Annotated in this window: 20 protein-coding genes; 11 read left to right on the top strand and 9 right to left on the bottom strand. The window is 45.2% G+C overall.

What is annotated here, in order from left to right:
• Positions 1-96 precede the first annotated feature (96 nt).
• The 3 genes from ACBR23_RS01300 to ACBR23_RS01290 all read right to left on the bottom strand — a co-directional run bounded on the left by ACBR23_RS01300 (position 97) and on the right by ACBR23_RS01290 (position 5,611).
• Positions 97-1,731 (bottom strand): calcium-binding protein, encoded by a 1,635-nt coding sequence (locus ACBR23_RS01300; protein ID WP_371118557.1) that lies wholly within the window; start codon positions 1,729-1,731, stop codon positions 97-99.
• Positions 1,732-2,413: 682 nt separating this feature from the next.
• Positions 2,414-3,580, bottom strand: coding sequence for a CO2 hydration protein (locus ACBR23_RS01295; RefSeq protein WP_371118558.1), 1,167 nt, complete (start codon positions 3,578-3,580; stop codon positions 2,414-2,416).
• Between the two features lie 516 nt (positions 3,581-4,096).
• Positions 4,097-5,611, bottom strand: coding sequence for an NADH-quinone oxidoreductase subunit M (locus ACBR23_RS01290; RefSeq protein WP_371118559.1), 1,515 nt, complete (start codon positions 5,609-5,611; stop codon positions 4,097-4,099).
• Positions 5,612-5,738: 127 nt separating this feature from the next.
• On the opposite strand from ACBR23_RS01290, the gene ACBR23_RS01285 reads away from it, so the two are divergent.
• Positions 5,739-6,362: a Uma2 family endonuclease gene (locus ACBR23_RS01285; RefSeq protein ID WP_371117880.1), complete on the top strand. Its 624-nt coding sequence runs from the start codon at positions 5,739-5,741 to the stop codon at positions 6,360-6,362.
• A gap of 75 nt (positions 6,363-6,437) precedes the next feature.
• On the opposite strand, the gene ACBR23_RS01280 is transcribed toward ACBR23_RS01285, so the two are convergent.
• Entirely contained in the window at positions 6,438-8,312 is a 1,875-nt protein-coding gene (locus ACBR23_RS01280) for an NAD(P)H-quinone oxidoreductase subunit F (RefSeq protein WP_371117878.1), read from the bottom strand.
• Positions 8,313-8,810: 498 nt separating this feature from the next.
• Between ACBR23_RS01280 and ACBR23_RS01275 the strand changes: the two genes are divergently transcribed.
• The 7 genes from ACBR23_RS01275 to ACBR23_RS01245 all read left to right on the top strand — a co-directional run bounded on the left by ACBR23_RS01275 (position 8,811) and on the right by ACBR23_RS01245 (position 15,505).
• Entirely contained in the window at positions 8,811-9,122 is a 312-nt protein-coding gene (locus ACBR23_RS01275) for a carbon dioxide-concentrating mechanism protein CcmK (RefSeq protein WP_096828468.1), read from the top strand.
• Between the two features lie 97 nt (positions 9,123-9,219).
• A complete protein-coding gene (locus ACBR23_RS01270) occupies positions 9,220-9,561 on the top strand; it encodes a carbon dioxide-concentrating mechanism protein CcmK (RefSeq protein WP_006635058.1) in 342 nt (113 codons plus the stop codon).
• 293 nt (positions 9,562-9,854) lie between these two features.
• Positions 9,855-10,160, top strand: coding sequence for a EutN/CcmL family microcompartment protein (locus tag ACBR23_RS01265; protein WP_341733803.1), 306 nt, complete (start codon positions 9,855-9,857; stop codon positions 10,158-10,160).
• A 288-nt stretch (positions 10,161-10,448) separates the two neighbouring features.
• Positions 10,449-12,080: a ribulose bisphosphate carboxylase small subunit gene (locus ACBR23_RS01260; RefSeq protein WP_341737518.1), complete on the top strand. Its 1,632-nt coding sequence runs from the start codon at positions 10,449-10,451 to the stop codon at positions 12,078-12,080.
• Between the two features lie 223 nt (positions 12,081-12,303).
• A complete protein-coding gene (locus tag ACBR23_RS01255; RefSeq protein ID WP_371118560.1) occupies positions 12,304-12,987 on the top strand; it encodes a carbon dioxide concentrating mechanism protein in 684 nt (227 codons plus the stop codon).
• 207 nt (positions 12,988-13,194) lie between these two features.
• The gene (locus ACBR23_RS01250; protein ID WP_371118561.1) at positions 13,195-13,968 is read left to right on the top strand and encodes a carbon dioxide-concentrating mechanism protein CcmK; all 774 of its coding nucleotides are present in this window, start codon (positions 13,195-13,197) and stop codon (positions 13,966-13,968) included.
• A gap of 493 nt (positions 13,969-14,461) precedes the next feature.
• Positions 14,462-15,505, top strand: a complete 1,044-nt coding sequence (locus ACBR23_RS01245) for a tetratricopeptide repeat protein (RefSeq protein WP_371118562.1) — start codon at positions 14,462-14,464, stop codon at positions 15,503-15,505.
• Between the two features lie 232 nt (positions 15,506-15,737).
• On the opposite strand, the gene hemL is transcribed toward ACBR23_RS01245, so the two are convergent.
• Positions 15,738-17,036 carry a glutamate-1-semialdehyde 2,1-aminomutase gene (gene hemL, locus ACBR23_RS01240; RefSeq protein ID WP_341737514.1) on the bottom strand — a complete coding sequence of 433 codons (1,299 nt, stop codon included), beginning with the start codon at positions 17,034-17,036 and terminating at the stop codon, positions 15,738-15,740.
• A 355-nt stretch (positions 17,037-17,391) separates the two neighbouring features.
• On the opposite strand from hemL, the gene hisIE reads away from it, so the two are divergent.
• Positions 17,392-18,042: a bifunctional phosphoribosyl-AMP cyclohydrolase/phosphoribosyl-ATP diphosphatase HisIE gene (hisIE, locus tag ACBR23_RS01235; RefSeq protein ID WP_341737513.1), complete on the top strand. Its 651-nt coding sequence runs from the start codon at positions 17,392-17,394 to the stop codon at positions 18,040-18,042.
• Between the two features lie 203 nt (positions 18,043-18,245).
• Here the strand turns inward: hisIE and ACBR23_RS01230 are convergent, their stop codons facing one another.
• Complete coding sequence (locus ACBR23_RS01230) at positions 18,246-19,499, bottom strand: MDR family MFS transporter (protein WP_371118563.1); 1,254 nt, start codon at positions 19,497-19,499, stop codon at positions 18,246-18,248.
• A 119-nt stretch (positions 19,500-19,618) separates the two neighbouring features.
• On the opposite strand from ACBR23_RS01230, the gene ACBR23_RS01225 reads away from it, so the two are divergent.
• On the top strand, positions 19,619-20,122 hold the full coding sequence (locus ACBR23_RS01225) for a hypothetical protein (protein ID WP_371118564.1): 504 nt from the start codon (positions 19,619-19,621) through the stop codon (positions 20,120-20,122).
• A 76-nt stretch (positions 20,123-20,198) separates the two neighbouring features.
• On the opposite strand, the gene ACBR23_RS01220 is transcribed toward ACBR23_RS01225, so the two are convergent.
• The 3 genes from ACBR23_RS01220 to upp form a co-directional block, all read right to left on the bottom strand.
• Positions 20,199-20,492 (bottom strand): TMEM165/GDT1 family protein, encoded by a 294-nt coding sequence (locus ACBR23_RS01220; RefSeq protein ID WP_371114715.1) that lies wholly within the window; start codon positions 20,490-20,492, stop codon positions 20,199-20,201.
• Between the two features lie 36 nt (positions 20,493-20,528).
• Entirely contained in the window at positions 20,529-20,996 is a 468-nt protein-coding gene (locus tag ACBR23_RS01215) for a TMEM165/GDT1 family protein (protein WP_371118565.1), read from the bottom strand.
• A gap of 131 nt (positions 20,997-21,127) precedes the next feature.
• Positions 21,128-21,778, bottom strand: a complete 651-nt coding sequence (gene upp / locus ACBR23_RS01210) for a uracil phosphoribosyltransferase (protein ID WP_341737503.1) — start codon at positions 21,776-21,778, stop codon at positions 21,128-21,130.
• Positions 21,779-22,119: 341 nt separating this feature from the next.
• On the opposite strand from upp, the gene crtH reads away from it, so the two are divergent.
• Complete coding sequence (gene crtH, locus ACBR23_RS01205) at positions 22,120-23,664, top strand: carotenoid isomerase (RefSeq protein ID WP_341737502.1); 1,545 nt, start codon at positions 22,120-22,122, stop codon at positions 23,662-23,664.
• Positions 23,665-23,820 lie beyond the last annotated feature (156 nt).

The raw sequence follows: 23,820 nt of genomic DNA, 5'->3' as shown, positions 1-23,820 counted from the left end.
AGGTTTTACAGAACGCGATCGCCCCCAAGTCAAACTCAAAGGCGATCGGCACTTAATTCCACTCAAATAGGACTCACAAAGCCCACGCTACAGAAACTATGCTGCTGGCACAAAAACACTTGCCGTAAGCTCGCTTGGGGCAACCCCTACAACGATACCCAAATAGCCGCCGAGTTTAATTGCCGTAGCACTAACAGCAGCTCCTCCATTCAGATTCAAACTTACAGTTTCCAAGGTGAGGCTAGCAAATACACTCCCGCCGGTTAGACCAATTTTGTCCCCAACAGTAAAGTCTGTAATCACATCTGCCTCTGCTAAGGTGGCTGCCGTCGCCGCCCCTCCAGTTAAGATAAATGTATCGTTTCCAGCGCCACCTGTGAGGATGTCTTGACCGCGATCGCCACTCAGTATGTCGTCGCCTAAGCCACCAATCAGGACATCATTTTCTTTACCACCGGTGATAGTGTCATTGCCATCTCCTCCGGTGAGAGTATCGTTGTCATTATTGCCGGACAAGTTGTCATTACCAGCACCGCCTTCAATCTGATCCGATCCTTTACCGCCGGTCAAAGAGTCGTTGCCAGCCCCTCCGTCAATTGTATCGGCTCCTTGCATTCCGTTAATGATATCAAAGCCGCTTGTCCCGGTAATATTGTCGTTGCCAGATAGCCCCAAGATTGGTTTGCCAGCAGCAGCCGGGGGCAGTGATGACACCAAAATATTGTCATTATTGTCTGACAGGTTGTAAGACTGACCGCTAACAGTGTTTGCTGGTTGCCCAGTAGGAGTACCAGGGCCGGAAGAATTGATTGCAGGTGCCGCGATCGTTACAGGCGTACCACCAGCCGTTGGTGTTGGTGTTGGCGATGGTGTCGGTGTTGGAGTTGGTGTTGGAGTTGGTGTTGGTGTCGGTGTCGTGACCACAGGTGTTGGAGGTGTGACCACAGGTGTTGGAGCTGTGACCACAGGAGTCGGTGTTGTGACCACAGGAGTCGGTGTTGTGACCACAGGAGTCGGAGTTGTGACCACAGGAGTCGGAGTCGTGACCACAGGAGTCGGAGTCGTGACCACAGGAGTCGGAGTTGTGACCACAGGTGTTGGAGTTGTGGAAGTAGCAAATGCCAAATTCAGAGTGTATTGGCTACTGTTATTCTTACCCTGACCTTCACCAGTACCAGCTACAACAACTTTGTCCTTAACGTTCAAAAAATATCTTCCGCCCGGTGTAAGTATCTCAAATTCCAATTTAGCGTCAGGCTTATTATCGTTACTTACAGAAGGAGAACCTACTACTTTAAATCCTTTGCTGTCTAATAACTCTACAGTGATATTACCATCTATATTTCCCAGAGTTGCGGTTAACTTACCCCGACCCGGCTCTTCAATGCGGTAGTTGTCAACAGTGTCAATCGAACCTACCCACCCTGAATAAGTTCCGGGGTTAACGGCTGGAGTATCACCATTTGATGCGTTGTTAAGATCGTTCGGCTCTAAATTAACTTCGACTGTGTACGCTGTTAGCGCAGTAGCGGCCCCTGTCTTGTCGCTAACAATCCCCGTGAAATTACCGCCTACGATGGGGGTAAAAGTGACGGGGTTAGTAGTTGCAATGTCACCACTTGCAACCTCGACGCTGCTAGGATTGTTGACCCGTAAAAAAGGTTTAAATTTGCTGTCATCGGCACTTTTTACAGAGATTTGAGTACGCTGATTTGCGACTATGCTCGGCAAAGGAAAATTAACACTTTAATCAGTTGGTGTGATTTGTCTAAATAAACTGTAACCGCTCATTGTTTTATTCCTCAATCAAGTTTGCTTGGATGGTTAGGCACTGGTTTAGTGACTAAAGTTAATCATTCGTTAGTATCTAATTGACTGGACAAATTGACAGACATTGCTATTGGATTTAACCTCAATAATTAAAGTTTGAACCGAGTTTATGAAGTAGGGACACGGCACCTTGCCCTTATTCGTGTCAACTTAAGGTCAAACCCTGTCACAGACTGCTGTTTGACTATTAACCCTAGATCCCCCCTAGCCCCCCTTAAGAAGGGGGGGACAAGAGTCCGATCAAAGTCCCCCTTCTTAAGGGGGATTTAGGGGGATCTAGACTTGGCTATGAACGAGAGATACCAAGGCTTTCATGCTTAAGTTGACACGAAGAAGGGCTCGCTTGAGTGTCCCTACCGTGGGGATAGATCGATCGCGCGGTGTCCTTCATAAATGTGGAATCTGCTGTATTGCTACACATCTCCCACGAGTCACCTGTGCAGTCATGCTGAAATCTGGAACTAGATGCTAGCTTTATTTGTAGGTATTACAGAAGGCGACGCACCTTTTTCAACCGGGGCGATCGCGGGGAGTAGGGGTCGGATTGCCCCTACAATAATTATGGGAGATGTCTAATTACTAACTACCGTTCGGGAAACAACTGACAAGCCCTGTTAGTTGGCTGATTAGCCCAATTTAAGCGAGAATTCCCAAACCGATCCATCCAACCTTCCAAATAAGCCCGATTAGCCTTTCTTTCCTCTGGATTAGATGTATTCATCGGATGAGGCGCTAAACCCAAAATAGTAGCCGTTGTCACGCAAAACATTGACTTTTGAAAACTCTGACAAATTTGCACCCGCACATCATCTTCGCCTCGACAGCTAGTGCGATAAATTTCTTGCAAATACTCCGGCAAAAAATGCCGCATATCTTGCATCAATTGAGTTGGCGGAATTCCCGCGCCGCCAATCGGTAAAGGATCGGCAAACAAAGCACCATAGCTAAAGTCTCTTTGTTGTTCCGGGATTTGATGAGCTTGAGCGTTGTAGGAAACTACTCCAAAAAATGCAGTTCCCCGAAAGAAAATTGACTCGACATAGGGAATCGCTACATCTGCTAAAAATGTCAATCCAGCCTCTGGGGGAATGATCTCGTAGACTTGACCGTTAATCTTAACGCTGTAGGTAATTGGTAAACTGGCGGCTGCCACTAACCCAGCTTTGACAAAATCAACTACGTCAGCAATAGACTTAGTTTCCCCTCGATCGTAGGAATCAGATAGGTCCATAAACAAATCGCTCATTACCCGCCAAAACTGACCTAAACCGGTGTAGTAAGCCAGCATCCGCACTTGTTCCGGCAAAAAATCAGGAAATGCTTTATGGAGTCCCTGCATGAAAATGTTGCCTTTCAATTTAGCTGCGATCGCCTTTTCGACCAAATTATCAAACTCCGGCGAATCTAAATAACTATCCAAACCACCGCCGCCGTGCCAAAGCATGGTTTTCATGCAATATTCGGCATACTCAAAATTTATGCGATCGTGCCACAAATAGCGCATCAATTTGGGCAGAGTAACTTCCCCATTGAAATATTTAAAAAATGGGAAAAGCACTAAAAACTGTTCTTCAGCGATGTAGTTCAGATTCCGAGAATAGGCATCGAGAACTATACCATAACTTTTGAGAACTCCAACAACTTCTATTAAATTTTCCGCAGAATCAGGTAGTAAAGCTTTGCCTGATTCCAAGATGTCAATGTATGCTGAGAGAGGATGAGAAGATGGTTTTAATACGGTACTTGTCATTTTAATTTAACCTTAAATGAAGGAAGAAGGAAGAAGGAAGAAGGAAGAAAGATGTTTGTAGTAACAACTTTAGTCCTTTCATGATGGACTAAAAGCTTTTCAGATATAGCATTTCTTGGTCTAGTAGGGACACTGCCGTGGGGAGCATTCAGAATTTGCAAATATATCGGTAGGGGCGAAGCATGACCGTAGTAAATCCTTCCTTTTAACCAATAACTTATCTGCCGGAATGCGAGAGCCCTTACAAAATCGGGATTCTCCCCTGCCCATTGGTGTCAACTTAAGCTGTCAGCCCGCCAAGTCCGTTAGTCATTCATCAAGTCCGCCAGGGGTTGAAACCCCTGTCTAATAGCGAAAGTCCTCTCAAAGAGGACTGAAGAGAAGAATCTCAACTCATTAGTCCTCTTTTAGAGGACTTTAGCTTTGAGACAGGGGTTTAAACCCCTGTCGGACTATCGGTTTGACGTTAAGTTGACACCAATGTCCCCTGCCGTGTCCCTACAGCTAGGTCATATTTTATGGTAAGTTTTGAGCGATCGCCTTAACTTGCGTTGGCACATTAGATACCATCGCGATCGCAGTTTTCTCACTCAAAGCCAAAATCACTCCCGGCTGTACTCCCATAATCAGAATAATCACAGCCAATACCAAAGAAGGAATGCGATCGCCCCAACGCACTTGTGGTAAACTCACCACCAAATCCGAAAGCCGACCAAAAAAAGCACGGTTGACCATAATTAAAAAATAAACTGAAGTCAAACCAGTGCCGATCATGCACAGCAAAGTTTGCACCGGAAACACTTGCAAGCTACCGCGAAATACCAAAAATTCAGCAATAAATCCAGCCAAACCTGGAATACCCGCACTAGCCATCACTCCCAGAATCATTAAACTACCAATCATCGGCAAACCTCGATCGGGATTAAACAAACCCCGCAGCACATCTAAATTACGGCTACCTGATTTTCGGTAAACAACACCGACGGTTAAAAACAGTAGCGCCGAAATTAAGCCGTGGCTTACCATTTGTAAAACAGTACCCAACATACTCACCGGAGTAGCCGCAGCGCTAGCCAACAGAATGTAGCCCATGTGAGCGATCGAACTATAAGCTACCATTTTCTTCATATCTTTTTGGGCGATCGCGCAACTAGCCCCATAAAGCACACTGACAACCGCCCAACTCGCCAACCAAGGTGCAGCCACCGCCCACGCATCAGGAAACAAACCCAAACCAAATCGCAGCATCCCGTAAGTTCCCAACTTCAAAAGCACCCCAGCCAGCAACACCGAAACCGGAGTCGAAGCTTCTACGTGAGCATCAGGAAGCCAAGTATGAAAAGGCACTAAAGGCATCTTAATCCCAAAAGCCAATAACACCCCAGCCAGTAACACAATTTGCCTCACCAAAGGCAAAGGTAAAGCACCCTGCAAATGGGATGCACCCACAGCACCAACAATATCAAAACTAGAAGCACCACTCAGCCAAACCGTCCCCAAGAAAGATGCCAGCAGCACAATCCCAGCAAACGCAGTATAGATTAAAAACTTAGTAGCAGCATAACCCCGACGTTCGCCTCCCCAAATCGCAATTAACAGGTAAAGGGGGATTAGTTCCACCTCAAAAAACAGGAAAAAGAGCAGCAAATTTTGAGCTAAAAAAGCGCCATTCACGCCACCCATTATCAGCAAAATCAAAGAATAATAAATTCGAGGTCTGCGAATAAACTCATCTGTACTGTAAATAGCCACCCCAGTCAGGAGAGCATTTAAAATCACCAAAGGCAGAGACAAACCATCAACACCCAGATTGTAGTTCAATCCCAAAACATCTATCCAAGGCAGAAATTCTGCAAACTGCAACTGACTCGCATTTATATCAAACTGAGCCGCTAGAATCACCGATAAAATCAAAGTTATACCTGCCATCGCCAGGGCCAGATTCCGCACAATTTTAGAACTAACCGCACTAGGCCAAAACCCAATCAGAGCCGCCCCCAATATTGGTATCCAAATTAAAGCACTAAGCATCAATTAAAACTTTCCTTTACTACAACTTTTAAAACTATATTTAAGATTAGCGCAAACCCAGACAAGATAAAAGCGATCGGCTGATTTTTTTTGTTAACATAGGTTCAGATGTATTTGGAACCATCCTATGACCTCAAGTCTTACAGAAAGTCTCACAGACCGGGAAGATTTGCAAGTTCGATCGGCTTATCCTTCCACCCGCCTCACAGTTGCCGACTTGGAACAACTGCAAGGTATACTCTGCGAAGCACAGCTAGACTACCAATTAGAACTCGTAGACGGGAAGATTATCATTATGGGCGGATCAGACATTGTATCGAGCGAAATTGGACTTGAGTTTGGCAGACTTTTGCTTAACTGGGTCAAACCCCGCAAATTGGGACGAGTGTTTGAATCTAGTGGCGGGTTTATTCTCCCGAATTCCGATCTGAGAGTTCCTGATGTTTCTTTTGTGGTAGCCTCGCGCCTCAAACAAAGTAAAAGGTATTTTGCCGAACTCGTCCCCGATTTAGTTGTAGAAATAAAGTCTCAGTCCGATCGCATTAAACCCCTGCGAGAAAAAATCCTCTCATTTCTCGAACTCGGAGCAAAAGTAGGAATATTAATCGATCCAGACAAATGCACAGTCACAATTTACCGCCCCGCAACCGAACCAGTTATATTGAGAGATGGAGACATTATTTCAATTCCTGAACTATTACCTGGTTGGGAAGTTCCCGTTGCAGAATTATGGCCGATCGAGTTTGAGTAAAATTGGATAAAAAGCAGACAAACCCAGAATAAAATCATCTGCTCTCATCTGCTCTCATCTGCTCTCATCTGCGGTTTAAAACAACCAAACTATCAAAGCCAGCAATACAGCCACTCCCCCAGCAATAGTCAACACATAAAACTGGGACTGACCATTACCACTATACTTCAAACCTTCGCCACTGAAAATGGTGGCAAAACCAAACAAATTCACCACGCCATCCACCACATACCTGTCAGTCCAAGCACTCATCTTAGAAATAGAATCAACTGCCCAAACCACAGTCAAACGGTAAACGCGATCGATATAAAAATCGTAAGCCAACAAATCCTGCAAAGCCGGAATCGGTAATCGCACAGGCCTAGGTATAACCCCATACCAATAAATAGCCACCCCGATCGCACAACCAATAAACCCAGACAACATCAACAACGGTGTATCCAAAGTTTTCAACAGCAAATTTAAACTATCAAAATCTCCAGTTTCAGCCCAAGGTCCACTCCAACTAATTAATAATTGCCACCGCTGCAACATCCAAGGCACTAAGAGTCCCGTAACAGTTAAAATTACCATTGGCACAGCCATTAGCCATCCGACTTCTGGAGTTCGGTGAGTTTTTGGCTGCGGTTTTCCGACAAACACCAAACCAAATACGCGAGTTAAATTGAGCGCCGTCAAACAATTAACTAACAGCAGCACAACTACCAACCATAAAGGTACTGTCCAAAAACCATTCAGCCAGCGCCGCATTGCCCAAAAATTCCCTAGGGGCAACAGTGCTACCATCCCCGCAGCGCCTACTACAAAAGCCGCAGTCGTGGCGGGCATTCTCGACCATAAGCCACCCATTTCTGTTAAATCTTGAGTGTTGGTGGTCGAAATAATCGACCCAGCGCTCATGAATAATAGTGCCTTGGAAATCGAGTGTGCGAACAGTAACAGCAAAGCAATGTCAACTTGATTTAACCCCACTGCGATAAACACCAAACCTAAAGAAGCGCTCGTGGAATGGGAGAATGTTCTTTTGAGGTCAATTTGGGCGATCGCCACTAAAGAAGCCCCAACCGCCGTCACCGCACCCAAAACCACCAACACCGCACCAGTCATCGGCGACAGCGCCAAAACCGGCTGAAGTTTAATCAAAACATAAGCCCCACCACCCACAACTACCGTATTCCGCATAATTGAAGCTGGGTTCGGCCCTTCCATCGCCTCGTCTAGCCACAAATGGAAGGGAAATTGAGCGCACTTAGCCGTAGGTGCGGCAATTAAAGCCAAACCTAATAAATTCCCAACTACAGGAGATAAAGTTGCCGATTCTGCCCATGTTTCTAAATCCGAAAAATTCAAACTTCCTGCTAAAGTAGAAAGTGTCACTACTCCCATCAGCAGGGGTACATCTCCCACTCGTTTGGTTAAAAACGCATCACGAGCCGCGGTGACTACCAGGGGTTGAGCGTACCAAAATCCTACTAGCAAGTAAGTTGAAAGTGTCAGCATTTCCAACAAAGCGTAAGTTAGAAGCAGCGAATCGCTAATTGCAATGCCACTAATTGCTGCTTCAAAAAAACCCAGCAACCCGAAAAATCGAGCCATCGCCCAGTCTTTTTCCATGTAGCCCAAAGCATAAATTTGTGCTAGCAAACTTAGAAATGCCACCAACTCCATTGCGCCCACACTTACGGTAGAGATTTCTAGGGCAAAAGATAGGTTTAAGTCTGTTACTTGCACCCAGTTTAGCAGCAATTGTTGAGGTGGTTCATTCCAAGTTTCTCTGAAAATCACTGACCCGTGGATAAAAGCCAACACAGTCATCAACAAATTGAAATAAGCCGCTGGTCTGGGCCCTGTTTTGCGAATTGTTCCCGTAGACCAAGGCAAAGTTAAAATAGCGCCTATTAAGCCATATAAAGGTACCCACCAACAGGTTTGGAGGAGCAATGGATTCATGAATTTATCCTGATAAATTTGGATTTTACTGCTGTCTTTATGAAAAAATATCCGCGAGCGATCGCACCCTCGAATTTTGGCTAAACGTGATTGTATAGTTTTGGCAAAATTTTTTGCACTAATGTTAACTATACCTTAAAGAACTCAAACTGAGAATTCTATCACTGAGAAATTAGTTTTTACCGCATAAGCGAACTCTACTTGACAAGTATTTTTACTTAGCGGACTCTCCAATTGCCACCTGCATCTACTCCTGACTATGTTAAGTTTATTAAAAAAATATTAAATCATTTTAAGGATCATAAAATATTTTAATTTTTGTTATTAAACATTATGATGTTGGTTTATATTGTCAAGGTACACAGCTTACCCTATTCTTAGAGGATAGGAAGCTTTAAACCGTTTTTCTAAATAATCTGGGCTCCCCCGTCCAATTTTTAAAATTGGTCAAAGATTTGTAACGGTAATTCCACTAACTCTCGCTTAGGAGATTCAAAAATGTCAATTGCCGTGGGAATGATTGAGACAAAAGGTTTTCCCGCTGTTGTGGAAGCTGCCGACGCTATGGTCAAAGCTGCTCGTGTCACCCTCGTGGGCTATGAAAAAATCGGCAGCGCCCGCGTCACAGTAATTGTGCGTGGTAACGTGTCGGAAGTCCAAGCCTCAGTAGCAGCAGGAGTGGAATCCGTCAAACGGGTCAACGGCGGAGAAGTTGTCTCTACCCACATCATCGCCCGTCCCCACGAAAACCTAGAATATGTTTTGCCGATTCGCTATACCGAAGCAGTCGAACAGTTCCGTGGCGACTAAGTTCTCACCGCACAGAAACTTAGTTCAGTGAAAAATTAGTGCAACCGTCAAAAAAACATCGTTTAGTTCCCCCAATATTAAATCAGGAGTAGAAACAATGGCAATTGCAGTTGGCATGATTGAAACTTTAGGCTTCCCGGCAGTTGTAGAAGCAGCCGACGCGATGGTCAAAGCAGCCCGCGTTACCCTAGTAGGGTACGAAAAAATCGGCAGCGCACGGGTTACAGTCATCGTCAGAGGAGATGTCTCGGAAGTACAAGCTTCAGTGGCCGCTGGAGTAGAATCCGTCAAGCGTGTTAACGGCGGACAAGTTATGTCCACCCACATCATTGCCCGCCCTCACGAAAACTTGGAGTATGTACTACCCATTCGCTACACCGAAGCTGTGGAACAATTCCGCGAAGGCGTGAGTGGCATTCGCCCACTCAATAGATCTTAAGACAGGCGATCGTTCATTGAGCTTTTGGTAATTAAAAATTAAAAATGAAAAATTTAAAATCCTGAGAGATTTTGATTTAGTATTTTTAATTTTTAATTGAGTAGGAGATGGCAGATTGGTTGTTAGTCATTAGTCATTACTCATTAGTTATTAGTCATTAGTTATGAGTCATTAGTTATTAGTAGACAAATAACTATAAAAGACGAAAAAAATGATGGAGGAAGGCTAATCTAAAAAGACTAATGACATCGAAAAATTGACAATTACCAATTACCAACTACCTGTAACCTAAAATGCAAATGGCAAAAGTTCTCGGCACAGTTGTCAGTACCCAAAAAGAGCCTAGTCTCAGAGGATCGAAATTTCTGCTGCTGCAATTCATCAATGAAGAAGGTTCGCCAGTTCCCGGATATGAGGTAGCCGCTGACTGTGTGGGCGCTGGTATAGATGAATGGGTTTTAGTAACTAGGGGAAGCGCAGCCCGGATTGCACCAGGAAGCGAAAACCGTCCGCTGGATGCTTTGGTGGTAGGTATTATAGATACTGTCAATGTAGAAAATCGCCTCATTTACAGTAAAAAAGACGACCCGTACCGCTAGTTGACAGTTGACAGTTGGCAGTTGACAGTTGACAGTTGACAGTTGGCAGTTGACAGTTGGCAGTTGACAGTTGACAGTTGGCAGTTGGCAGTTGACAGTTGACAGTTGGCAGTTGACAGTTGACAGTTGGCAGTTGGCAGTTGACAGTTGACAGTTGGCAGTTGACAGTTGACAGTTGGCAGTTGACAGTGAACGGTGAACAGTGAACAGCTAACAGTTAACAGTTAACAGTTAACAGTGAACAGCTAACAGCTAACATTTTTTTTTCAGTTCAGGAGAACTTAACTTATGGCAGCCCGCAGTGTTGCGGCTCCCCCGACGCCTTGGTCGAAAAACTTGGCAGAGCCCAAAATTCACGAAACCGCCTATGTACATTCCTTTTCTAACATTATTGGGGATGTGCGTGTCGGTTCTAAAGTGCTGATTGCCCCAGGAACATCTATCCGCGCCGATGAAGGTACTCCTTTCCATATCGGAAATAGTACCAACATTCAAGACGGAGTGGTAATTCATGGTTTAGAACAAGGCAGAGTCACAGGAGACGATGGCAACTCTTATTCCGTTTGGGTAGGGGAAAATACTTCCCTGACTCACATGAGTTTAATTCATGGCCCGGCCTACGTAGGCGATAACTGTTTTATCGGCTTTCGCTCTACGGTGTTCAATGCCAGGGTAGGAAACGGTTGCATTGTAATGATGCACGTACTAATTCAAGATGTAGAGATTCCTGCAGGAAAGTATATACCTTCAGGAGCTGTCATCACCAATCAGCAGCAAGCCGATCGCTTGCCAGATGTTCAAGATTCAGACGTTAAATTTGCTACCCACGTCATCGGAGTTAACGACGCTCTGAGAACTGGTTATCGCTGTGCCGACAACATCGCTTGTCTGGCACCTATTCGCAATGAACTTTCTAAAAATTCGGACATGACTCCAATCACTTATTCTACCCATGGGACCACTCAATTGAGCAATTCGCTAGTCGATAGCGTCCGCAACCTGCTAGCTCAAGGATACAGCGTCGGAGCAGAACACGCTGATGCTCGTCGCTTCCGCACCGGTTCTTGGCGTAGTTGCGGACCCATCTCGTCCACCCGCGAATCTGAAGTAATCAATGCTTTGTCGGCTTGTATGAGCGAACACCAAGGGGAATACGTCCGCTTGATCGGCATTGATACCAAAGCCAAGCGCCGCGTACTTGAGGAAATTGTCCAAAGACCGGGTGACAATGGCTCTAACGGTTCTAATGGCGCGACAACTCGCCAATCTAATGGCAAAGTTGCTCAACCTGCTCACCAGAATGGCGCTGCTGCGTCCAATGGTCAATTGAGTGGGGATTTGGCTGGGACTATTCGCAGCTTGCTAGCTCAAGGCTACAAGGTGGGGACTGAGCACGCTGATGCTCGTCGCTTCCGCACCAGTTCTTGGCAAAGTGGGGCTTCTGTGCAAGCACGGAACGAATCTGAGGCGATCGCCGCTTTGCAAGCTGTGATGCAACAGTACCCAGGAGAATACGTCCGCTTAATCGGCATCGATCCCAAAGCTAAGCGCCGCGTAGTAGAAGAAATTATTCAGCGCCCAGATGGTCCCGTTGCTCAATCTGCTCAACCAGCAGGGACTGCATCATACAAAGCAAATTCGACTGCAACAGGCAGCGCACTGTTGAGCGCCAAGACGATCGAGCAAATCCGCAATCTGCTCTCCCAAGGATACAAAATTGGTACCGAACACGCCGACCCGCGCCGCTTCCGCACAGGTTCTTGGAACAGTTGCTCGCCGATCGCCTCCAATCGCGAATCGGAAGTGATTTCTGCCCTGGAAAGCTGTCTGAAAGAACATACAGGCGATTACGTCCGCTTGCTAGGAATTGATTCCAAGGCTAAGCGCCGGGTGTTGGAAGAGATTATTCAGCGTCCTTAATTGGCTAGTAATTAGCATTTTTTTCCCGTTAGTTGCTGTCTAAGCTAACGGGAGAACCGCCAGGAAATTGAAGTAAAATTTGAAAGAGTTAGAAGGATAGAGCAATAATTATTGCTCAAAATTAGGCATTCTCTCAAAATTAGGCATTCTATCTATCAATAATACCATCCAAAATATCCTTGTTAATAAACCTAAAATCCTACATCTAAAATGGTTAAGTTGAATGTATTTACGGCCACTGCAATTAAGTAGCAACTCTCAAGTTTATATCAGTGGCGATGTGGTTGTTGATGAGGGTGTGGCGATCGCTCCTGGAGTGATTCTTCAAGCAGATCCAGATAGCCGGATCTCGATCGCCGCCGGTACTTGTATCGGTATGGGAGTAATTCTTCACGCCCGTCAAGGTACTCTGGAAATCGGAGCGGGTGCGATTCTCGGCGCAGGGGTGCTAGTAGTAGGTTCGGGGGCGATCGGAGCAAATTCCTGTATCGGTGCGGGGACTACGTTGATTAATCCTTGTATTGAGCAAAGGCAAATTTTGGCCGCCGGTTCTTTGATGGGAGATGATAGCCGCCAAATCACCGCAGAAGCAAAACCACAATCAAAACCAGAAACCTCCCCTGTCGAACCACCAGTCGAACCACCAGTCGAACCACCTGTAGAACCACCTGTAGAACCACCAGTCGAACCACCAGAAACTGCTCCAACAAATCCTCTCACGCCACCGGAGACGGCTGCATCCCCTCCATCAACGCCCACAGAGCAACCTCCTCAACCCGGAGAAATACCAACCATTTTGTACGGACAAGCTCACATCAATCGGCTGCTGGGAACGCTGTTTCCGCACCGCCAAGCTTTCAATCGATCGGAGGAAAACGGTAAAACTTTTTCTGGCGGTTCGGAGTAGTCGTTTTTTCGGCAAAATGCAGCTATGCTGAAAGCAGAAACATGAAATATAAATAGGTAATATCATATTATTATTGGTCGCCCCGCAATTTTTAATGCCTTGTAGCAGAAATATGTGTCTTGTAGCTCACGTAATTTGTCCGATCGTCTGACACACTAAAACTATAAACAAATTTCTATTTTGGGAAGTTTCTAAGGGTAATAGAAGATGAACGGACACACAAATAATCATAGTAACGAATCGCAATCTCAGCGCCAGGAATACTTCAAAGACACAGCTTTGGGTTTGGTATCCACCAAAAGTTTTCCGGCAATTGTTGGGACTGCTGATATGATGCTGAAGTCGGCTGGAGTGATTCTAGTAGGATATGAAAAAATCGGTTCAGGTCACTGTACGGCGATCGTCCGGGGTAGAATTTCTGATGTTCGTTTGGCTGTAGAAGCCGGAGCACAGACAGCGGAACAGTTTGGTCAATTTGTTTCTAAATTAGTCATTGCTAGACCTTTGGCTAATTTGGAGGTAGTTTTGCCCATCGGTTTTCGCCTGACTCAACTATCTGAAAGTGGCAGTTATTCTCGTCTGAGCAATCAAGCAGTTGGTTTGCTAGAAACACGAGGATTTCCAGCAATGGTAGGAGCTTGCGATGCTATGCTCAAATCCGCAGACGTACACTTAGCAGCTTATGAAAAAATTGGGGCTGGTTTGTGCACGGCAATTATTCGCGGTGCAGTCGCCGATGTGGCTGTGGCTGTCGAAGCGGGAATGTATGAAGCTGAACGCATTGGTGAGTTAAATGCAGTGATGGTAATTCCGAGGCCTTTGGAAGATTTGGAACAAACTTTGCCTCTGGCTAGTTGTTGGATTGAGCAGCGTCAGCCTGTAATGATGCCCCTCTCGGTTAAGCAAAAGGAACAAGAATTAATTCAACTTCCAGATTTGGAGAAGTTGACAGTTTCTGTGGAAGAGGAAGTCAATCGCTAGTTGGGAATCGTTCATGGGGAATCGTTCATGGGGAATTGGGAATTGGGAATTGTTCATGGGGAATTGCCAATTTGACCATAAACCTGTGGAAAATACTTAGAAAGAATCACAAATTAATGTATCAAATTTCATCTTGGGAAGTGCGTATAACAATCAGACCCAGTTGCTGATTTAAGTTGAATTGCGCGATCGAGCCATAGTTATTCAAGAATCAGACACAAGACAGCAACTCAAAGGAAATTTTTGAGTGGAAGTTGGTATTGTAAATAATCTAACTTGCTAAGTCAGTTGAGCCTCGGTTACAGATCTCTCCAGAAGATCGAAAAGCTGTTAAAATCAACCTAAAATCCTGTTTTCGTTAGATAGCTTAGAATAATTTTCTGGGTAATCTAATCGCAGGTGGGAAAAAAATAAATATTCAACGGTTGTCCAACTAAAAACTGAATCCTTACGAATCAACCCCCAGAATCAAGCAATCCTACAAGTTTCACTTATGAACGTTAAGCAATTTTACAAACGCGGTTTACAAAACGCCAAAAAAGGAAACTACTTCGAGGCGATCGACGAATTCGATCGCGTACTGCAACTCAACCCAACCGATGCCAAAGCCTATAACAATCGCGGCTTAGTCTACTATTACATGAAAGACTACCAAAAAGCAATAGCAGACCTGAGCCAAGCACTGGATCTCAATCCTAATTTATTCGAGGCATACCTCAATCGAGGCAATGCTTGGCGACATCTTGGAGAACACGAAAAAGCTATTGACGACCTCAACTGCGCTCTAGAAAATAATCCTGACAGCCATGCTATCTACAACAACCGCGGACTTGTACTTGCTAATTTAGGACATTACGAAGAAGCAATTCAAGACTACGATCGAGCTATATCCATCAATTCCCAAAATTATAAAACCTATTACAACCGGGGACGCGCTTACTACCTGTTGGGAAACAAGGAGGCCGCAACGGATAATTTTAACGAAACCCTACGGCGGAATCCTAAATATATCAAAGCCTACATAAATCGCGGTCTTTCTTATCACCAATTAGGAGATAATACTCAGGCGATCGCCGATTACAATACGGCACTGGGTATAGATCCACAAAATGTCTATGCCTATTATAACCGAGGTTGCGTCCGCTACAAGCTAAAACAAATGAAACTTGCCATTGAAGACTTTGACAAAGCAGTAGAAATCGATCCAAACTATGTCAAAGCATATCTCAACCGGGGTTTAGCTCTGTATAAACTGGGAGATATTACGACAGCAAACAAGGATTTTTATCATGTAATGTGCATTAATGCTGAAGCTTATTCATACTATCAAGCACAGCGTTGTACCCCAGATATTAATTCCTACTTCAAGGAAGCGCCACAAATGGAACTGAATAATGCTGTGGAATACTACAACACAACATTAAACAATACAATGTCAACTTCATTCAGTTCGGCAGCATTAAACTCGGTTTGGAATCAAGAAGATTTGGACAAAAGAGATTCTATTATCTGCGAAGGTGAATTTATGAATGATTGATTTAGTTGTTAGTTATTAGTCATTGACGGTGCCGGCTCAGCTTCATCAAAGGGTCCTATCGTTGACCGTTGCATGGTCATGATTTAACCACAGAAAACACAGAGAACACAGAGAGATCGGAGATAAATTAATAATTCCGATGAAGAGAGGAATTGATATCATTAGTTGATATGTAGGTTGGGTCGAGATCGCCAAACCCAACCTACTTTTAAATTCCTGACTACGAACAGAACTAAATACTGCTCATCACTTCACGAGCAGCGGCCAAAGTGCGATCGATATCTTCGTCTGTGTGAGCCAAAGAAGTAAATCCAGCCTCAAACTGCGAAGGAGCTAGATAAATTCCGTGTTCCAACATTCCCCGGTGAAAACGGCCGAACTTTGCCACATCAGACTTTTTGGCATCATCGTAATTATGAACTGGGCCTGCTGCAAAAAACAAGCCAAACATCCCGCTAATTTGTCCGCCACAAGCAGCGTGTCCGGTTTCTTTAGCAATTTGCAACAAGCCGTTAGATAATTTTTTTGTAATCTTATCTAATTGTTCGTAAGTACCAGGTTTTTGCAGCAATTCCAAAGTTTTAATCCCAGCAGTCATCGCCAAAGGATTTCCAGAAAGTGTGCCGGCTTGATACATCGGCCCAGCAGGAGCAACCATCCCCATAATATCCCGTCTGCCACCGTAAGCTCCGACTGGCAAACCACCACCGATAACTTTACCCAGAGTTGTCAAATCTGGGGTGATACCGAATTTTTGCTGAGCGCCACCGTAGGCGATGCGGAAACCGGTCATTACTTCATCAAAAACTAATAAAGCACCGTTCTCTTTGGTAATTTCCCGTAAACCTTCGAGAAAACCTGCATCCGGTACGATAAATCCGGCATTCCCCACAACTGGCTCTAGAATTACGCCTGCTATTTCGCCGGGGTTTTCGGCAAATAAAGCTTTGACTGCTTCCAAGTCGTTGTAGGGAGCGTTGAGGGTGTTGGCGGTAACAGATTTAGGTACGCCAGGGGAGTCAGGAAGGCCGAGGGTGGCGACGCCGGAACCAGCTTTTACGAGGAACATATCGGCGTGCCCGTGGTAGCAGCCTTCAAATTTAATCAGTTTGTCGCGCCCGGTGAAGGCTCGCATGAGGCGCAAAACGGCCATGCAGGCTTCGGTACCGGAATTGACAAATCGCACCATTTCAATGCTGGGAACGGCATCGATGACCATTTCAGCAAGCACGTTTTCCAGGAGGGAGGGTGCTCCGAAACTGGTACCTTTTTCCAGGGATTCGTGAAGGGCTTTGATGACTTCGGGGTGGGCGTGGCCGCAGATGGCGGGGCCCCAAGTCCCTACATAGTCAATGTATTGGTTTTGATCGACATCCCAAATGTAGGCTCCGTTGACGCGATCGAATACAATAGGTTGTCCGCCTACGGATTTGAAGGCCCTCACCGGGGAACTGACGCCACCGGGCATCAATTTTTGCGCTGCGGCGAATATTTCTTCTGATTTGGTTGTTTTCAAGGTTGTGGAAACCAATGTTTTCTCCTTAGTTAACGTCTGTTGTTGGTAGAATAATTTTATAGCCAGTTCAGCATAAAGGTTAGGTCGATGCCAGGAAACTATGCTTGTAGATTTTAGAGTAGAAACAACTTTGTAGCAATACTAGCTTGGGTTTTTCAGCCTTGGTCGCACTAGCACCGTGAAGCGAAGCTATCCCGTAGGGAATCGCCCTCAAGTGTAATAATTTGTAAAATAGTTCTTGACAATTTACCCATAACTAGGTAAAACTCCTCTTTTCTCTAACTCTGCGCGCTCTGCGCTCTCTGCGGTTAATAAAAAGAAATATCCGACAAGAAAGCGTAAATGTATATTAAATAGTTGAAATAAAATTATGTCTGTTAGTGATTTGTCTAGTTTAAGCCGATCGATCCCAATTGAAAAGATCCGTTACGACGATCGAGGTTTAGTACCAGCCATCGTCCAAGATTATTTAGATGGTACAGTGTTGATGATGGCATGGATGAATCGCGAGTCTCTGCAAAAAACCCTCGAAACCGGTCAAACTTGGTTCTGGAGTCGATCGCGTTCCGAATTGTGGCCAAAAGGCGCGACTTCGGGACACGTTCAAAATGTCAAAGGGCTGCGTTATGACTGCGATAGCGATGCGTTGCTAGTCACAGTCGAACAAGTCGGAGATATTGCTTGTCACACGGGAGAAAGAAGTTGCTTTCACCAAGTTGATGGGCAAATTGTAGCGCCTCCGGGAGATATGTTATCTCAATTATTTGAGGTAATTTGCGATCGGCGCGACAACCCTAACGAAACTTCTTATACTTGTAAATTGTTCGCCGGCGGCGACAATAAGATTCTCAAAAAGATTGGCGAAGAATCGGCGGAAGTCGTGATGGCTTGCAAAGATGACGACAAAGATGGAATCGCTGGGGAAGTTGCCGATTTATTTTATCACGCTTTGGTGGCGATCGCTCACCATCAAGTAGATTTGAGAGATGTTTATCGCAAATTGGGCGATCGACGAAAATAAGTTAGTTGACAGTTGACAGTTGACAGTTGTTAATCATGATAACTAACAACTACTGACAACTAACAACTAACAACTGACCCTTCGACTACGCTCAGGGCACCGCAACTGACAACTAACAACTAACAACTAACAACTAACAACTAACAACTAACAACTGACAACTGACAACTAACAACTAACAACTGACAACTGACAACTGACTGCTATTTTTTTAACCTGCGATCGACAATCTGCAAAATTAAGATCGCAACGCTGACACTCAAAGCCAAACCCAACCAAAAATTATTCGCTGCAAATTGTCCTCTATCCAAAGCCCAACCACCCAAAGGTGGCCCGATTAAATAGCCGATCGCCCAACACTGAGAATTAATTGACAAATACACGCCCCGCAAAGACTCTGGGGCTAATTCCACCACCAAACCAGAGGCAAAAGGAGTGTAAGCAACCGTTGCAACTGACAAGAAAAACAAGCCGATAACAGCTAAAAATAGATTGCCAGTTGCAGCCATTCCCGTCAAGCCGATCGCAATAAATCCAATGCCCCAAAGCAAAGCAGAAATCATCAAAGCTCGCGGACAAGAAAACCGCCTCAAAGCCCTAGCAACGGGCATTTGCAGCGCCACAGTCAAAAAAGTGCTAAAAGCAAACAAAATAGTGATTGTAGCTGTTGAGAAGCCTTTCCCCGACGCATCCACCGAGACAAAATTGGTAAAGTAGAGCGGCATCGTGGTTTGGATTTGGGCAATATATAAAGTAAACATCGTGTTGACAACAGCATAGATCAGCAAAGTGCGATCGCTCAACGCCACCATCCAGCCATTTTGCTGAAGTTTTTTACCTATTTCCGGTGAAGTAGATGGTTTATAGGTTTCAGAAATCGCCGCCCAAACTACCGCAAAAAATATCAAAAACGAGATACCATCAATTATAAAGAGCGATCGATAATTCCCCGTTAGCGAAATCAAAAAACCGCCCAGAATAATCCCCACCTGCAAACCCAAATTATCCGCCAGTCGCGTCAAAGCAAAAGCCTCTTGGCGATGTTCCCCATCAGCCAAATCCGCCACCATACTTTCGGTTGCAGGCCAATATAACCCAACACCAAAACCCATTAGTAAATTCGCCACAACTAAGCTGGGAAAATCCTTAGCAGCGGCCAACAGGAAAGAAGCCACAGCCGAAATAATTGCTGAAAGTAATAAAGTTCGTCGCCGTCCCATTTTTGGGGAATCAGAAAAAGAACCGCCCAAAATTCGACCAAATATCCCCGAAATAGAACCACTTCCCAAACCAATCCCCACCGCAGTAGCAGATAAACCAACTTGAGAGACAAAAAATATCGGCGCGTAAAATAAAGTAAAACCAGTGCCGCTTTGGGAGAGGAATCTGCCAAAAGCCAGAATCCATACTTGAGGGGAAAGACGGGGAAACCAAGATGGTAATTTAGGCACTTTCAATAAAAATTATTACTCAATTACACAAAAGTTAGCATTAAATTAAAAATACTTAACACCATTTGAGAAAAAAACTGGTTAAGCTCTAAAAAGAGGCAGAAAAAATTTTAGAGGATAAGTTTATGACAGCTATTAGTACATCAAGAGTAGAATCTATCAGACCCCGCTGGCAAGCAATTGTGATGGTGGCATTAATTTTCTGGCTAAGTGGTAGCCTGATTATCGATTTAGTAATCATGCCCAGCCTTTACGTCTCTGGAATGATGACATCTCCCGAATTTGCCACGGCCGGAAACTTAATGTTCTGGGGATTTAATCGCGTAGAGTTAATTTGTGCAGCTTTGGCGATGACTGGTTTGATGGTTTTGAGCAATTTATCCAGTGGCTTTGGCAAGCAAAGCCGCACAGCAATTATCTTATCTTTGGTACTTCTGGCGATCGCCCTGATTGACACCTACGCTCTGACACCACAAATGAGCGCCTTGGGAATGCAGCTAAATCTGTTCGATTCCCCAGAAGTCCCCACCAGCATGAATCTACTGCACAAAGGCTATTTCGCTTTGGAAGCAGTCAAGTTGGCTGTCGGTGCCACCCTGCTTAGCTTCTGCTATCAGCATCAAGCTTAATCCACAAAACACTCAACCGTCTTATATCTTAGTCCGCGCAGGCGGACTTTGTTTGTGTAGAAGCGGTTTCAACCGCCTAGTCTATCTCTTCCGGCACATCAGCTTTTGGCCACAGCAAACGCAAACCCATCACCGCAAATCCGATCGCCGCCATCCCCTTTACCCAGTTTGCGGGTAACACCTCAGCCGTACCTTGGCCCACCACAACACCGATCAAACTCGCTAACAACAGCGCCGATGCTGTGCCGAAAAACACAGCCCGTGGCGATTCACAACTGCTACCAAGGGCGATCGCAGCTACCTGACTTTTGTCTCCCAATTCCGACAAAAACACAGTAATAAAACTAATTCCTAAAAGTTGCCAATCCATGTATTTTCACTAAATCTAGTTTAGAATAACAGACAATTAACTAATCACTTCCCACAGCAAGATAGCTGAAATTCCTAGCAAAATCCCTCCGGCTAATCTCTCCAAAGTTCTCGGATCGATCCGACTTGCTAGCCATCTGCCCAGCAACACACCCAACAAACTCGTTGCTACCAAAGCTGAACCAGCACCGGCAAAAACAATCCAAGGATTGTGAGATTCAGCAGTCATTAACAAAACAGCAATTTGGGTTTTGTCTCCAATTTCTGCCAAAAAAATAGTTACAAAAGTAGAAGCAAAAATTGCCCAGTGCTTCTGAGTCAGTCCCTTTGGTTCTGGACATAAATCAGAAGTTGAACTCATGGAACAATCCACAGGTTCGGGAGTGAGTTTGAGAGCAATCTCAGGATTGCTTGTCAGTTTGATTTCTAACTGTGGCGACAAATCGGAATTGGGAGTTGCTGACTCAGAAGCAGACACATTTGGCGGGACAGAATCAAGTTTCACGGGCAATATTGCTAAAGGTTATTTATTACTTAATTTTGATGTTAACTTTGACTGCCTGCTTTTTAAGAAAGCAGGGTCATCTTTTTTTTACAGACTTCAGAAACTAATTTCTGAACTAACTTACTTCCTGGCTAAGTGCCGTAAGTTCGATCGCCCGCATCGCCCAACCCAGGTACAATAAAGCCCTGCTCGTTGACTATTTCGTCGATCGTCGCCGTGTAGATATTCAAAGTCGGATACTCAGCACTCAGCTTATGCAAAGCCGGAGGAGCCGCCACCACAGAAATAATCCGAATCAAGCTCGGATCGACTCCCCGTGAAATCAATTCCTGCATCGTCGCCATAATCGTCCCACCCGTAGCCAGCATCGGCTCGCTAATAATCACCCGCGTTTGGGGGTTAAACTGCGCCGGCAACTTGTTTAAATAACAACTTGCTTCCAGTGTCTCCTCATTCCTTACCATACCGAGGTGGTACACCGAAGCCAGCGGCACTACCGTCTGAATTCCTTCCAGCAGTGACAGCCCCGCCCGCAAAATCGGCACCACGCATAAGGGAGCTTGCGGATCGATAAACGTCGCCGGACATTCCCCTAACGGGGTTTGCACCGTTGTTTCCACTGTCGGCAACCAATCTCGAATTGCTTCGTAGGCTAGCCACCTTCCCAATTCTGTCATTGCAGAACGAAAAAGTACCGATGGGGTGCCACAGTCGCGGGCGACTGCTAGCCAGTGCTTAATTAATGGATGCGGAGGAACGTAAACGCGGAGTTGCAGGGACATTGGAAAATTTGGGGGATTTTGAAGTTTTTTGCGGTGCGGTCGATCGCGCGATCGCTTGCTCCGTCAACTTATCATATCCCTGAAGTGTATACAAGCCGTCCCTTAGAGCCCGTGGAACACTCAATTTTTCTCAACTTATTGAACATTTTTATCAAGAGTATTGACAGAATTTAGCAATAAGGCTATATTGATTTTCAGTGTTCTCCTCTCAAAGGATGTGCAGACGGGGGCAGTCGGCAATGGTAGACTGTTCCCGCATTTTTTTTGAAGCCTTGTATAAGGACGGGGCTTTAAACTCAAATTTCCGCTAATATTATAAAAATATTAAGATTTTTAACCTAATGCCTGCTCCTACCCAATCCCAGTTATTTTCTGCCAACAGCAGCCCGACAGCACAAGAGTTTGACGTGATAGTCATTGGTTCTGGCATTGGCGGACTCGTGACTGCAACCCAGCTAGCGGCGAAGAAAGCTAAAGTTCTCGTCCTCGAAAGTTACCTGATTCCCGGAGGTAGCGCGGGATATTTCGATCGCGAAGGCTACAGATTTGATGTCGGTGCCTCCATGATTTTCGGCTTCGGAGACCGTGGCACCACCAACCTGCTCACCCGCGCCCTAGCAGCAGTCAATGTCAGCCTCGAAACCATTCCCGATCCCATCCAACTTCACTATCACCTACCGGCAGGTCTCGACCTTCAGGTTCCCCAGTCTTATGAGAAATATTTGCAAGAATTAATTGACAGATTCCCCCAAGAAAAGGCAGGGATTACCAAATTTTACGGCGAATGCTGGAAAGTATTCAACTGTCTGAACGCCATGGAATTACTCTCCCTCGAAGAACCGGGATATTTAATGCGAGTCTTTTTCCAAAATCCTTTTGCGTGTTTGGGATTAGTCAAATATCTACCTCAAAATACTGGCGACATAGCAAGGCGCTACATTAAAGACCCCGTGCTGTTGAAATTCATTGATATGGAATGCTACTACTGGTCCGTAGTACCCGCCGACTTGACACCCATGATTAATGCCGGAATGGTATTTTCCGATAGACATTACGGCGGAATTAATTATCCCAAAGGTGGAGTCGGTCAAATCGCCCAAAAATTAGTCGAAGGATTAGAACAGTGTGGCGGGAAAATTCAATACAAAGCTAAAGTCACAAACATTATTACAGAAAAAGGCCACGCTGTCGGAGTCGAGTTGGCAAGCGGCGAAGTTTATCGGGCCAAGCGCATAGTTTCTAATGCAACGCGGTGGGATACTTTTGAGAAATTGCTGTCTCCAGCAGAGATGCCAGCTAGCGAGAAGAAATGGCAACAGCGCTATCAGAAAGCTCCAAGTTTCTTGAGTTTGCACTTGGGAGTGGCAGCAGATGTAATCGCTCCTGGTACTGCTTGTCATCACATTTTGTTAGAAGATTGGGAAAAAATGGAAGCACCGGAGGGAACTGTGTTGGTATCAATTCCTACGCTGTTAGACCCAAGTTTAGCACCAGAGGGCTATCACATTGTTCATGCTTTTACTTCCAGTTGGATAGAAGAGTGGGAAGGGCTTTCGCAGCAGGAATATGAAGATAAAAAAGAAGCCGCAGCGGGCAGAATTATCGATCGCCTAGAGCAGATTTTTCCCGGTTTAGATGCCGGTTTGGATTATATGGAAGTTGGCACAGCCCGATCGCACCGTCGTTTTTTGAATAGGGAAGATGGCACCTATGGACCCATTCCGAAACAAAAGTTAATGGGTTTGTTGGGAATGCCGTTTAATCGAACTTCTATGCCCGGTTTGTATTGTGTGGGTGATAGTACCTTTCCGGGACAAGGTTTAAATGCTGTGGCGTTTTCGGGGTTTGCTTGTGCCCATCGTATTGCGGTGGATTTGGGGTTGTAGCCGAGAATTGTGGTAACACAGGTTGCCCGATTCATTTCTCACTCAGGATTTGACGAATCAATTAAAAACCCGATTTCTGAAGAGAAATAGGGTTTTTTAACGGAAATTTGGCGGTTAGGAGTTTATATCAAATCCGGTAACATCTGAATGATTCAG

The sequence above is a fragment of the Microcoleus sp. genome (assembly GCF_041354475.1).
GTDB lineage: Bacteria > Cyanobacteriota > Cyanobacteriia > Cyanobacteriales > Microcoleaceae > Microcoleus.
The sequence above is the reverse complement of the archived record's forward strand: the minus strand, read 5'-3'. Positions and strand labels throughout refer to the sequence as shown.